This is a genomic window from Pseudomonas syringae group sp. J309-1, assembly GCF_032582135.1.
Classification (GTDB): Bacteria; Pseudomonadota; Gammaproteobacteria; order Pseudomonadales; family Pseudomonadaceae; genus Aquipseudomonas; species Aquipseudomonas quasicaspiana.
Genome location: NZ_JAWHNU010000060.1, coordinates 1 through 13,030 on the forward strand (window position 1 = coordinate 1; position 13,030 = coordinate 13,030).

Here is a 13,030-nt window from a genome sequence, read left to right on the forward strand (position 1 = left end):
AGGTGCCGAGTGATGGGGCAAGAGCGTTTTGCTTACTTTTGTCTGGGCCGGCTTCCGGATGTTCAAAAGTGAGGCGCCGTAAGGGCGCAACCAATAAAAGCCAATAACGCGATAACGCGATAACGCGATAACGGATATGTACCCATAAATCACTGCATGGAAAAGCTATCGATACCCATCACTCAACATACACCGTTTGACACCAAGCCATCCCTCCACGAAGCTGCAAGCCGTAAAGAAATGGATATCGGTACTCTCATGCCTGTTCGAGGCTTTTTTTCAAAAACATCGGCCCGCCGCCGCATAGCACTAATCGCCGGGTTAATCCTGATCGCGCTGATCGGCGTCGTTTACCTGACACGCCAATGGTCCGTCCCGCCTGCTCCCCCGGTGCTCAGCCAGACTTACGGTGAAGCCCTGGAGCTCGCGCATAACGGAAAGCCCGGCGCTGCAAGGGTCCTCTACCAACACCTTGCCCGCAACGACCTATCCGATATTCGTCGCGCCAGCCTGCTGGCCGAGCTTGCCAACTACCCGAGCCCCCAGGCACTTAAACTGCTGGATGCCGCCCTGCAGAGCGACTCAGTCCTCATCCGTCAGGCAGCGATTGAAGTCACCACAAAAATGCTCCCCGACGGCAAGCGCAGTATCTTGCTGGGGCCATTGCTTGAAGACCCCGAGGCGGCGGTTCGTCTGGCTGCGACCATGGCCTTGCTCGACTTGTCTCCCGACGAACTCGGCCTGTACTTCGCAGCCTTGCAACATAGCGTCGACCTCTGCACGGCCAGCCTCAAAGCGCAGCCCGCCACGGGCACGAACCAACTGCAACTGGCTCGTTTACTGACACACAGCGGTGAAAAGACTACTGCGCTCTCAGTGTTGAAGGCCGCAATGGACGCTGAGCCGAAAAATCTGGATGTGGCCATTGCCTACCTCGATCAACTCGACCAGCAAGGGCAAGCCGAGCGCGCACGTCAGTTGCTGGCACAACTACTGGCGCAACACCCGCACTCATCAAGGCTTCAGCACGCCTTGGGTATGTGGCTGCTGGTGCACGACCAAACCGAATATGCCTTGCTGGCACTGGCCAAGGCTGTTGAGCTGGAACCTGACAACACCGACTATCGCTACGATCTGGCCGTGGCGCTTCACGACCTGGAACAGGTAGAGGCAGCACAGAAACAATTGGCTGAAATCCTCCAGCGTCAGCCAGCCAACCGCAAGGCACGGATTTTATTGATTCGATACTGGAAGGAAACCGGACAGTTGCAAAACGTTCAGGTACTGCAAGCCGGGCTTGAACAGCAGAACCCCGACGACCCCGCGCTGCAGCAGGGGCTATAGCAGAAACTGTCGCCTCGAGACCCGCGTTGACGATAAAGCCGGTCTATTTCTGTGGCCGTCTAATATCAGAAATAACTTACAGCTGACTTCATCAGATAAGACAACATGAGTAGCGTCGCGACCAACTGTAATCATCCATGCGCCTGGTTAATCGCATCAAAACTATTTTCTAAGTCAAAAAAAAAGTGCATGATTTACCCGCTACAGATTACAACTACCTTTTTTCATCAAAACGAAAGCGACAGGAAGCTCCCATTTTCATCAGGACAAAAACGCGCTTTGGATTCCCCAACGGAGGATCGAATACGCGTGTGAGCCCTAGTTCTTGTCATATCGTTTTGTGACGCTGGTAACAGCCACTCACCGTTGGAGTATGTTATTTGTCCAGACTTGCAGAGTTTCGCGCAGCAGAAAAAGCCCTTCAGGAACAGCTGGCTCAGCTGGAGTCCTTGAAGAATGATGCGGGCCTGAAGAAGGAGATCGAGTTCGAACAGAAGCTCCAGGCTTTGATGAGCACCTACGACAAGGGGCTACGCGATATCATCACGATCCTCGACCCTAAAGGCTCTTCGTCCCTGCCGGCAGCCGCAGGGCCAAAGCGCCGTCGCGCACGCGTCGTAAAGGTTTATCAGAACCCGCATACCGGCGAACTGATCGAGACCAAAGGTGGTAACCACCGCGGTCTGAAATCCTGGAAAGAGCAATACGGCGTAGATACCGTCGACTCATGGCTTCGTGCTTAATCAAGTTCGTTGCATAAAAAAGCCCTGCACAGCAGGGCTTTTTTATTGGAGTGACAACTCTCTGGCGTCAGATATAATTCTTCCGCATTAACCGCTTCCTTCATAGCGGACCGCGGTTCAATATCGTTCAATAAAGTTCGACCACCCTCGCCGCGGTCACGACATCCACTACAGTTAATGCCTCGGGCAGCGATATCTATTTATATACCCCAGGTATCACCAATAATGATTGAGCCATAACCGCTAAAGGGAATCGGCAATCATTGCTAATAACGATGAGTTTTATCATACGAACTTGTCAGACTATTCCGATATTTATAAGTACGAGCGTTCCAGATTTTTCTCACGAGATTCACGATTTTTTCACAGGCACTATCCCAAGATAGAGGCTGCTAAAGGATTAGCGCCCCAATGCCCGCTTCGGCGGGCTTCTTTTTGCCTAAAATTCGTGTTCCGCGATCATTGCGCACCGTCCAGGCGCAGCGTGCTGCGGATCTGTAAGGCCTCGTCCTTCGTCTCCGCGTAGCCGGCCGCAGAACCGGCGTAGGACAGTGACCACGCGGTATTGGCTGTCGCCGCCGCTACCAGCGTCTGGGTCATGACGTGCACTCCGTTCTGGGTAATCGTACACGTCGTCTCAACTGCCGGAATTTTGCTCAGCTCCGTGGCACGCACTCGGGTACACACACTCTGGAAACCGCTGCGGGCAAAATTGACCTGCACGGCCTTACGCATCTCCAGCAATACGCCCTCTACATTGACCTGGTGACCTGACGCCAGACGCGACTGCGTAAGTTCCATCACCATCACTGGATTGCCTGCCAGATCATTTTTGGCAGCCCGCTGCCGGGACTGTAGTGAAGGCTGAACTGAATCGGACTGCCCTGCGCTAAGGTCTTCGACCTCCCATCCGCTGGGCCATAGGATCACCGCGTCACTCGCATGAGCGGCACCAGCAATCAGTACCAGGCAAAAACCAATGAATGAATATCTGTATCGCGGGTCAATCATGAGCGGCGTCACCGAAGTCCATAAAAGCCATTACCGAGTGCATAAACGATGAAGTCTGCCCGCCCGGCTCCTCAGTAACAAGGCCCGGCGCACTTCATTTGCCATACAGGTTTGGCTTCGACGCGGGTGGCCCGTATCATTTGTGCATACAGAAGACCTCAACCGGAGATATCCATGAGCCTGCAAGACCTTAATACCTTCCCTGGCGTGACCGCAGAGCCGGAAGCTGCGACCCGGCAATTCGTGTTCAATCACACCATGCTGAGGGTCAAGGACATCACCGCTTCACTGGACTTCTACACCCGGGTGTTGGGTTTCAGTCTGGTTGAAAAGCGCGATTTTGCTGAAGCCGAATTCAGCCTGTACTTCCTGGCGCTGGTGGACAAAAGCCAGATTCCGGCAGACGACGCTGCTCGTAACGTATGGATGAAATCGATCCCGGGCATCCTCGAGCTGACGCACAACCATGGCACCGAAAAAGACCCGGCGTTCGCCTATCACAACGGCAACGCCGATCCTCGCGGCTTCGGTCACATCTGCATTTCCGTGCCGGACGTGCATGTTGCCTGCGAACGTTTTGAAGCACTGGGCGTGGACTTCCAGAAGCGCCTGGCTGACGGCCGTATGAACAGCCTGGCGTTCATCAAGGACCCGGATGGCTACTGGGTAGAAATCATCCAGCCAACACCGCTGTAAGCTAAAAGCAAAAAGGGCCTCATGAATATTCATGAGGCCCTTTTTTATCGCCTGAAGATTTGCTTAGGCCGGTGCGGAGGTCCGGATCAAGTGATCAAAAGCGCTGAGTGAGGCTTTGGCGCCCTCCCCCAAAGCAATGATGATCTGCTTGTAAGGCGTGGTAGTGACGTCACCTGCAGCGAAGATCCCGGGAATGGACGTTTCGCCACGTGAATCCACAACGATTTCACCGCGTGGCGACAGCTCGATACTGCCTTTGAGCCAATCGGTGTTAGGCAGCAGACCAATCTGCACGAAGATACCTTCCAGCTCCACCGTGACTTCTTCACCATTCACACGGTTCTTGTAACGCAAGCCGTTGACCTTCTGCTCGTCACCAGTGACTTCAGTGGTCTGGGCATTGGTGATGACCGTAACGTTCGGCAAGCTGGTCAGCTTGCGTTGCAACACCGCGTCAGCACGCAACTGCACATCAAACTCCAACAGTGTGACGTGAGCCACGATACCCGCGAGGTCGATGGCCGCTTCAACGCCTGAGTTACCGCCGCCGATGACCGCGACGCGCTTGCCTTTGAACAGTGGACCGTCGCAGTGCGGGCAGTAAGCAACACCCTTGTTGCGATATTGCTGTTCGCCAGGAACGTTCATCTCCCTCCAGCGTGCGCCAGTAGCAAGGATCAGGGTCTTGGCCTTGAGGCTTGCCCCGCTTGCAAACTTCACTTCATGCAATGCGCCGTCTTTACCAGCAATCAACTGGTCAGCACGCTGCAGGTTCATGATGTCCACTTCGTATTGCTTGACGTGCTCTTCTAGAGCAACGGCGAGCTTTGGACCTTCAGTGTGTTGCACGGAAATGAAGTTCTCGATCGCCATGGTGTCCAGCACCTGACCACCGAAACGCTCCGCCGCCACGCCGGTACGAATACCTTTACGGGCTGCATAGACAGCCGCTGCAGAACCGGCCGGGCCACCGCCAACGACCAACACGTCGAAAGCATCTTTGCTGTTGAGCTTCTGTGCCTGACGATCACCGGCACCGGTGTCGATCTTGGCCAGAATTTCTTCCAGGCCCATGCGGCCCTGACCGAACAGCTCGCCGTTCAGGTAGATGCTTGGCACCGACATGATGTGGCGATCAGTGACTTCGTCCTGGAACAGCGCGCCATCGATAGCGACGTGCTTGATATTAGGGTTGAGCACAGCCATCAGATTAAGTGCCTGGACGACATCCGGGCAGTTCTGGCAAGACTGGGAGAAATAGGTTTCGAACGTGAAATCGCCTTCAAGAGCGCGAATTTGCTCGATAGTGTCCGCACTGGCCTTGGATGGATAGCCGCCTACCTGCAACAGCGCCAATACCAGCGAGGTGAATTCGTGGCCCATCGGGATACCGGCGAAACGCAAGCTGATGTCTTGTCCCGGGCTATTGAGCGAGAACGACGGAGTACGCACGTCGGTGCCGCTGTCGTTGAGGGTAATGTCCTTCGAAACACTGATCACGTCGTTGAGCAACGCCAGCATTTCCTGGGATTTCGCGCCGTCATCGAGGGACGCGACGATCTCCACCGGACGGGTAAGCCGTTCCAGGTAGGATTTCAGCTGGGCTTTAAGATTGGCGTCCAACATGCGGGCGATTCCTTTTTGCTGTAGTAGAAAAAACAACGCCCAGGCGATGGTCGCCCGGGCGTTTTTTAGGGGCGATGCGGTTTACTTGCTCAAGAGCTCAGCGCCCCCAGCCGATGCATGCGGCTTAGATCTTGCCGACCAGGTCCAAAGATGGAGCCAGGGTGGCTTCGCCTTCTTTCCATTTAGCCGGGCAAACTTCACCTGGGTGAGCAGCGACGTATTGAGCAGCTTTGACTTTTCGCAGCAGCTCGGAAGCGTCACGACCAACACCACCATCGTTCAGCTCAACGATTTTGATCTGACCTTCAGGGTTGATCACGAAAGTACCGCGGTCAGCCAGGCCAGCTTCTTCGATCAGTACGTCGAAGTTACGGGACAGGATGTGGGTCGGGTCACCGATCAACGGGTACTGGATTTTGCCAATGGCTGGCGAAGTGTTGTGCCATGCAGCGTGGGCAAAGTGGGTGTCAGTCGACACGCCGTAGATTTCAACGCCGAGCTTTTTGAAGTCAGCGTAGTTGTCAGCAAGGTCTTCCAGTTCGGTTGGGCATACGAAGGTGAAGTCTGCTGGGTAAAAGAAGACGACAGACCATTTGCCTTTGAAGTCAGCTTCAGACACGTCTACGAAAGAGCCGTTCTGGAATGCAGTGGCTTTGAACGGTTTTACCTGGCTGTTGATGATAGGCATCGGTGGTTCTCCTAGGGGGTTGTTAATTCGATGGAACAGAGCTTACGCATAATGACCTATGCAGGCTCATTGGCAAACCTGATGTAGTCGATTGGTTTTCTCTATAACGGCAGCTTATTAATAGAAGGAAATGGTATGCACGTAAATCCAGGCGTTGTGCCTTCATCCGACAAACACTGAACCTGTAGGAACGCACGCTTCGTTCAGACGCCGCGCTATGGCACCGCCAACATTGGATCTGTAGGAGCGCACTAGCACCGCGAGGCCGCGATGGCGGTGTCTCAGGCAGAAGACCTTCGCGGCCTCGCGGGGCCCGTGCCCTTCCACGACAGACAAAACGCCCCTCGATATAAATTCAAATTTAGTATGTAATTACAGGGTACATACCACAGTATGAAATAAAGGCGATCAAAATGGCTCGGGGCGGCGTAAGCAAAGCATTGGTACAAACAGCACGACTGGCATTGATCGCCCGCGGCGAGCACCCGAGCATCGATTCAGTACGTATTGAAATGGGCAACACGGGCTCTAAAACAACGATTCATCGCCATTTAAGAGAGCTGGACGCAGCTGACCGGGCAGGTACAACCCCGGCTGATATCAGCGACGAGCTGACCGAGCTGGTTACCCGCCTTGCCCATCGCCTGCAAGGTCAGGCACAAGAAACCATAGACGACGCCCGGTCGCGCTTTGACGCAACCTGCCAGTTGCAACAGGAAGAATTACTGAAGACCCAGAATCAACTTGCAGAAACCACGACGCGACTGGAACGCAAGACAGAACAACTCAAGGAGCAAGCCGCCACCCTTCTCGCAACTCGCGAACGACTGCAGATCGAGCAGACCCATAACGCCCGGCTGACTCAGATCAATCAGGATGCGGCGACGCGCCTGGCTGAAAAAGATGAACAAATCCGCTCACTGGAAGAGAAAAACCTGGACGCCCGCGAATCTGCGAAAGAGCAGCGTGAGCTATCGCTGCGGCGTAACGACGAGCAGGAAGCAGAGCTGCGTCAGGCGAAGAAGATCGCCACGCAGCATCAGGAAGAAATCACCCGACTCACTCGTGACAACGAGCGCCTGCTGGCAGAAAACCGCAGCGCCCAGCGTGAGCTGAACAGTCAAAATGATCAATTGGACAAAAAAGCGGCTCAGGCAGCAGACGCCATTGAGCAGCTCCAACAATTGGAAACCCGCTGCGCCCTGCTGGAAGAGCGTGCCCGCGCTGCACAACAGGAAAGTGCCGACACTCGCCAGCAACTGACTGACCAATTGCAGCAGAACCGAGTAGTGGAACTGATACTGATCAAGACCGAACTGGCCCTTGAAAACCTGCGAGCCACCACTCAGGCGAAGACCAAACCAACACCTTCAAAAAACGCAAAATGATCAGGCTTGATCACGCAGCTCAAGCATGGTTCGCACGCGCAATCCCAGCTCATCGACAGTAAAGGGCTTGGTCATCATGTCCATTCCGCTCCCGAGAAAGTCTCCACGGACCTGAGCTTCAGGTGCATAGCCGGTCACGAACAGGACGCGCAACCCGGGCCTGTATTGCCGGGCTATTTCAGCCAGCTGACGCCCGTTCAGCCCCGGCAGCCCCACATCACTGACCAGTAAGTCAACGCGCCTCGAGCTCTGCAAGTAAGGTAATGCGGCCTTGCTGTCAGCCGCTTCGAGGGTCAGATATCCCAACTCCTGCAACACATCAACCATCAGCATTCGAACCGGCTCTTCATCTTCAACCACCAGCACGCACTCGCCATTGACTGCGCGCGGCGCTTCCAGCCCATCGATCACAACCGGACTGCGCTCACCCAGATCGTGATGGCAAGGCAAGTAAAGGTGCACCACCGTACCCTGCCCCTCAGCGCTGTCGATCAGAACGTGACCTCCAGTCTGCTTGATAAAACCGTAGACCATTGACAACCCCAGCCCTGTGCCCTGCCCAATCGGTTTAGTCGTGAAGAAAGGGTCAAAAGCCCGGCCCAGAACATCGTCAGACATTCCTGAACCGGTATCACGGACACTCAGGCAAACGTACTCGCCCGCGGAAATCTCGCTCGATCGACCCTCAACACTGACGTGCTCGCTGGACACGGTCAGCTGCCCGCCATCAGGCATCGCATCCCGGGCATTGATGACCAGATTGAGCAATGCGTTTTCCAGCTGGTGCTCATCCGTACTGGTCAGTTGCAGGCCATCGTTCAGTTCGATACGCAACTCGATGCTTTCGCCGATGGTTCGCGCCAACAGTTCCTGCATCGACGTCACCATCTGATTCACATCGACAGCGCTATTGTTCAGCGATTGCCTACGAGCAAAAGCCAACAGCCGATGAGTCAGGGCGGCAGCACGATTGGCAGAGGTCATGGCGGCCGTGATGTAGCGATCGATTTCATTGCTACGGCCAGCCGCGATGCGCCGCTGCATCAGATCCAGGGCACCCAGTACGCCGGTCAGCATGTTGTTGAAGTCATGGGCGATACCACCGGTGAGCTGCCCAATGGCGTCCATTTTCTGCGCGTGCCGCAACGCCTCTTCAGCCTGCTCACGCTCGGCCATTTCGATCTGCAGCAATTCATTGATACTAGCCAGTTCGCGGGTACGTTCGGCCACTCGCAACTCAAGGCTTTCATTGAGCTCACGGAGCGCTTCTTCAGCATTGACCTGGGCAGTGATATCGGTGTGAGTCCCGAGCCAGTGGGTTATGTGTCCGCGCTCATCGCGAATCGGCAAGGCCCGCGCCAGGAACCAGCTGTATGCACCGCTCTTGCTGCGCAACGGGAACGTGTCCTCCCAGATCGAGCCGGTCGCGAAACAGTGCGTGAGCCGCGCCGTCACCCGGGCGACGTGCTCCGGATGATGCACCGAACGCCAACCCAATGCGCGCATGGCCTCGAGAGAGGCCCCGGTATAGGTATACCAGCGCTCGTTGTACCAATAGATATTTCCGGCAGAGTCCGCTGTCCATGCTAACTGACTCATGTTGTCAGCCAGGCTGCGAAACTGCCGCTCACTCTCAAGCAACGCATCAATGTTGCGCATAGAACCTATATCTTGCTCGTCGAAATTCAATGGCATCGCCGCCCAAATAAATTGACTGCTCATTGCGGGTGTCCTTCCTGGAAAGTTGAATCAGCCCGGCCTTCATCCTGAATCCCGGGCATACATCATTTATGCAGCCAACGCTTAACGGTCCACCGGTGAGCGCATGGTGACGAACTCTTCAGCCAGTGTCGGGTGCACGCCAATCGTGTCGTCAAACTGGCGCTTGGTGGCACCAGCTTTCAGGGCAATAGCCAATCCCTGAATGATTTCACCTGCCTCCGGACCGACCATATGGCAACCCAGCACCTTGTCTGTTTTGGCATCGACCACCAGTTTCATCAGCGTCCGCTCCTGATTTTCGGTCAGCGTCAGCTTCATGGGGCGGAAGCTGCTTTCAAAGATCCGCACCTCATGGCCTGCCTTGCGGGCATCTTCTTCCGTAAGGCCGACGGTGCCAATGTTGGGCAGACTGAAAACAGCGGTTGGAATATGCGTGTATTCAACCGCCCGGTAATCTTCAGGCTTGAACAAACGTCGCGCTACAGCCATGCCCTCAGCCAGCGCCACCGGTGTCAGTTGCACACGACCGATGACATCGCCGATGGCCAGAATCGACGGTTCGCTGCTTTGGTAATTCTCATCAACGTCGACAAAGCCTTTTTCGTCTAGCTTGACGTTGACGTGCTCCAGCCCGAGGTTATCGAGCATCGGACGACGCCCGGTAGCATAGAACACGCAGTCGGTGTTCACCTGCTCACCATTCTTGAGGAGTAGCTGAAGACTGCCATCAGCCTGCTTTTCGATGCGCTCGATGTCCGCATTGAATCGCACATCCATGCCGCGCTTGGTCAGCTCCTCGTGCAAATGAGTGCGCACGCTGCCATCAAATCCGCGCAGGAACATTTCCCCGCGATACATCAGCGTGGTGTCAGCGCCAAGGCCGTGGAAAATCGAAGCGAACTCGACCGCGATGTAACCGCCACCGACAACCACAATACGTTTCGGAAGCTGATTGAGATGAAACGCCTCGTTGGAGGTAATGGCGTGCTCGCGACCGGGAATATCCGGCACCTGCGGCCAGCCGCCGACAGCAATCAGAATATGTTCAGCGGTGTAGCTCTGACCGTTGACTTCAACCTCGTGGGGACCTTTGAGCGTGGCATGCCCTTCAAGCAGCGTCACTCCGCTGTTGACCAGCAGGTTGCGATAAATGCCGTTGAGGTGCTGGATCTGGCGATCCTTGTTGGCAATCAGCGTTTGCCAATCGAAGCCCGGCTCTCCGGTCGTCCAGCCAAAGCTTTTTGCCTGTTCGAAATCTTCAGCGTAATGCGCACCATAAACCAACAGTTTTTTCGGCACGCAGCCTACGTTGACGCAAGTGCCGCCCAGATAGCGGCTCTCGGCGACTGCCACGCGCGCACCAAAACCAGCAGCAAAACGCCCGGCGCGCACACCGCCAGATCCGGCACCGATGACAAAAAGGTCGAAGTCGTAAGCCATGCAAATCTCCTAAACAGAGCTACAGCATATCAGTCAGAAACGACAAAGCCACCCGAAGGTGGCTTTGTCCAGCAAGCAAACCTGAGGAATTCCCGGTTGCTTAACTGCCTTTCTTGTAGAAGTGCTCGAAGCAGAAGTTGGTTGCTTCGATGTACCCTTCAGCGCCGCCGCAGTCGAAACGAGTGCCTTTGAATTTGTAAGCAAGGACGTTGCCTTCTGCCGCCTGCTTCATCAAAGCGTCGGTGATCTGGATTTCGCCGCCTTTGCCTGGCTCAGTCGCTTCGATCTTCGCGAAGATGTCCGGCGTCAAAATGTAACGACCAATGATCGCCAGGTTGGAAGGCGCATCTTCAGGCTTAGGCTTTTCGACCATGTCAGTGACACGGAACAGGCCCGGCTTGATTTCTTCACCCGCGATAACGCCATATTTGTGCGTTTCGTTGGCAGGCACTTCCTGGATTGCAACAATCGAGCAGCCATAGTGCTTGTGCAGCTTGACCATCTGCGCCAGCACGCCTTCACCTTCAAGATTGACGCACAAGTCGTCAGCCAGCACGACAGCAAATGCCTCATTACCGATCAGTGGACGACCGCTGAGGATTGCGTGGCCCAGACCCTTCATTTCGGTCTGGCGAGTGTAGGAAAAGCTGCACTCGTCGATCAGTTTACGAATGCCAACCAGGTATTTTTCCTTGTCGGTGCCCTTGATCTGGGTTTCCAGCTCGTAGCTGATGTCGAAATGGTCTTCCAGCGCGCGCTTGCCACGACCGGTGACGATGGAAATTTCATTAAGGCCTGCAGCAAGAGCTTCTTCCACGCCGTATTGGATCAGCGGCTTGTTGACCACTGGCAGCATCTCTTTGGGCATGGCTTTGGTCGCTGGCAAAAAGCGAGTGCCGTAACCGGCTGCGGGGAACAAGCATTTCTTGATCATAAAAGTCCTTTATAAGGGCTGTTGGCGTTAGCGGCGCAGTCTAATCAGGCGGCGATCACCTTACAATGGTCCGCCTCTGGCCTTTCAATGCCATGGTAGAGGAATCCTCGAGCAGATAGTTCCGCTCGATTTCAGATTTAAAGAACATCAAAGCGCCTTTGAGCACCCGGTTTCACACCCGCCGGATTCACTTCCTGCCAGCGCAAATACTCTGTTTTGATCAACAGAGACGGTGATTTCAGCAAGCATCCAAAGCTCACGAAAGCGTAGCCGAACACGGTTTAACTTGTAGGATTTATGTCAACGCAAAGCGCAGGAGACAGCCACCCAACTGACGCTTTATGATGCGCAACCGCATAGCCACCCACGAGACCGCTGCAATGTCATCAGTAAAAAACATAAACGGTTACCTGATCAAAAAGCTTCAGGATGGCCAGTGGTGGGCCTGCTCGGCCGAAGATGAAGCCATCGCGGGCCCATTCTCCAGCGAAGAGGCCGCTATTGAAGTAGCCGCGGTCTTACAGGACCAGCCAAAAGCTTCACGTCGACGCACCGGAAACAAACCCTGATCGAAGCATATCGAATGATGTCGGAACGATGGCTCTCTGTGTCTGTCATAGCATCAAACCCTTGAACCTACTCCCCCGCCTTTCCTGAAGAAGTACAAAAACATGATCAGAGTTTTGTCCATTATCGCTGTACTGGGCCTTACTGGCTGTGCAACCGCCTCCAACACCTACTTGAAGAACGGCAAACAGGGCTTGAACATCGACTGCTCGGGCGAAGCGATGTCTTGGGCCAGTTGCTACGAAAAAGCAGATGCTTCCTGCGCAGGGACTGGCTACGAGATCGTCGGTACCGATGGCACGCCACGGCCCCCCGAAAGTGAAAAGACTCTCGGGGTCGATGTGGGCAACTACAAGAACCGCAGCGTACTGGTCGTGTGCAAGTAAAGCGTCTTAGCCCGAAATACAGAACGTCGCAGCATGCTGTACGTCCTTGGGCCGGATCGGCATATTTGCCAACCGCTCATAGACCTTGATCGAACTGCCGCCTGACCGGTTTTCAACGTCCAGAATTGCTGCAGGATCTTTGCTGAATTTCTGCGCAACGATCATCCGCAGGCCGTCATGATGAGGCTCGATCAAAGGTGGCTTGCGGCTGCTGGCGATCTTGCCAACGAAGCAGTCAGTGTATTCTTTCGGAGTTTTGCCAGACATCACGTTCATGGTCGCTGGGGTATGTTCAATATCTTCGACGGTGGCGCAGCCAGTCATCGCCAGAGCCAAAATTACGACAGCCAATTTCATACAATCCTCCCGGTAAAGGTGCTACGACAAGCCTGACGGGAATTAAATCCCGTATAAAGTCGTTTTTACCGATATGACTGCAATAAAATCTTAATCGCCGATAAACGCCGACCTTCGCCATGTTATCG

At 54.8% G+C, this 13,030-nt stretch carries 12 protein-coding genes and 1 pseudogene; 6 read left to right on the plus strand and 7 right to left on the minus strand.

Annotation, left to right across the window (positions count from 1 at the left end; all coding sequences use genetic code 11):
* Positions 1–240: 240 nt before the first annotated feature.
* A complete protein-coding gene (locus RX972_RS24315; protein WP_257153452.1) occupies positions 241–1,344 on the plus strand; it encodes a tetratricopeptide repeat protein in 1,104 nt (367 codons plus the stop codon).
* 380 nt (positions 1,345–1,724) lie between these two features.
* A complete protein-coding gene (locus tag RX972_RS24320) occupies positions 1,725–2,087 on the plus strand; it encodes a histone-like nucleoid-structuring protein, MvaT/MvaU family (RefSeq protein WP_027901819.1) in 363 nt (120 codons plus the stop codon).
* A gap of 459 nt (positions 2,088–2,546) precedes the next feature.
* Here RX972_RS24320 and RX972_RS24325 read toward each other — a convergent pair whose 3' ends face one another.
* Entirely contained in the window at positions 2,547–3,098 is a 552-nt protein-coding gene (locus RX972_RS24325; RefSeq protein WP_316879304.1) for a DUF4946 domain-containing protein, read from the minus strand.
* A gap of 174 nt (positions 3,099–3,272) precedes the next feature.
* Between RX972_RS24325 and gloA the strand changes: the two genes are divergently transcribed.
* Positions 3,273–3,794, plus strand: coding sequence for a lactoylglutathione lyase (gene gloA / locus RX972_RS24330; RefSeq protein WP_095097829.1), 522 nt, complete (start codon positions 3,273–3,275; stop codon positions 3,792–3,794).
* 63 nt (positions 3,795–3,857) lie between these two features.
* Here gloA and ahpF read toward each other — a convergent pair whose 3' ends face one another.
* Together ahpF and ahpC are read right to left on the minus strand one after the other, a co-directional pair.
* Entirely contained in the window at positions 3,858–5,420 is a 1,563-nt protein-coding gene (gene ahpF / locus RX972_RS24335; RefSeq protein WP_231672967.1) for an alkyl hydroperoxide reductase subunit F, read from the minus strand.
* Between the two features lie 124 nt (positions 5,421–5,544).
* On the minus strand, positions 5,545–6,108 hold the full coding sequence (ahpC, locus tag RX972_RS24340) for an alkyl hydroperoxide reductase subunit C (RefSeq protein WP_027902690.1): 564 nt from the start codon (positions 6,106–6,108) through the stop codon (positions 5,545–5,547).
* A 413-nt stretch (positions 6,109–6,521) separates the two neighbouring features.
* On the opposite strand from ahpC, the gene RX972_RS24345 reads away from it, so the two are divergent.
* Positions 6,522–7,496: a DNA-binding protein gene (locus RX972_RS24345; protein ID WP_316879309.1), complete on the plus strand. Its 975-nt coding sequence runs from the start codon at positions 6,522–6,524 to the stop codon at positions 7,494–7,496.
* Here RX972_RS24345 and RX972_RS24350 read toward each other — a convergent pair.
* The 3 genes and pseudogenes from RX972_RS24350 to galU all read right to left on the minus strand — a co-directional run.
* Positions 7,497–9,155, minus strand: a pseudogene (locus tag RX972_RS24350) (ATP-binding protein); the annotation flags it as partial.
* Positions 9,156–9,299: 144 nt separating this feature from the next.
* The gene (gene gorA, locus RX972_RS24355; RefSeq protein WP_316879311.1) at positions 9,300–10,658 is read right to left on the minus strand and encodes a glutathione-disulfide reductase; all 1,359 of its coding nucleotides are present in this window, start codon (positions 10,656–10,658) and stop codon (positions 9,300–9,302) included.
* A 100-nt stretch (positions 10,659–10,758) separates the two neighbouring features.
* Positions 10,759–11,592: a UTP--glucose-1-phosphate uridylyltransferase GalU gene (galU, locus tag RX972_RS24360; protein WP_027902687.1), complete on the minus strand. Its 834-nt coding sequence runs from the start codon at positions 11,590–11,592 to the stop codon at positions 10,759–10,761.
* Between the two features lie 341 nt (positions 11,593–11,933).
* On the opposite strand from galU, the gene RX972_RS24365 reads away from it, so the two are divergent.
* Positions 11,934–12,161, plus strand: a complete 228-nt coding sequence (locus RX972_RS24365; RefSeq protein WP_410478262.1) for a hypothetical protein — start codon at positions 11,934–11,936, stop codon at positions 12,159–12,161.
* 102 nt (positions 12,162–12,263) lie between these two features.
* Positions 12,264–12,545 carry a hypothetical protein gene (locus RX972_RS24370; RefSeq protein WP_099269500.1) on the plus strand — a complete coding sequence of 94 codons (282 nt, stop codon included), beginning with the start codon at positions 12,264–12,266 and terminating at the stop codon, positions 12,543–12,545.
* A 6-nt stretch (positions 12,546–12,551) separates the two neighbouring features.
* Here RX972_RS24370 and RX972_RS24375 read toward each other — a convergent pair whose 3' ends face one another.
* The gene (locus tag RX972_RS24375; RefSeq protein WP_316879314.1) at positions 12,552–12,902 is read right to left on the minus strand and encodes a hypothetical protein; all 351 of its coding nucleotides are present in this window, start codon (positions 12,900–12,902) and stop codon (positions 12,552–12,554) included.
* Between the last annotated feature and the right edge of the window lie 128 nt (positions 12,903–13,030).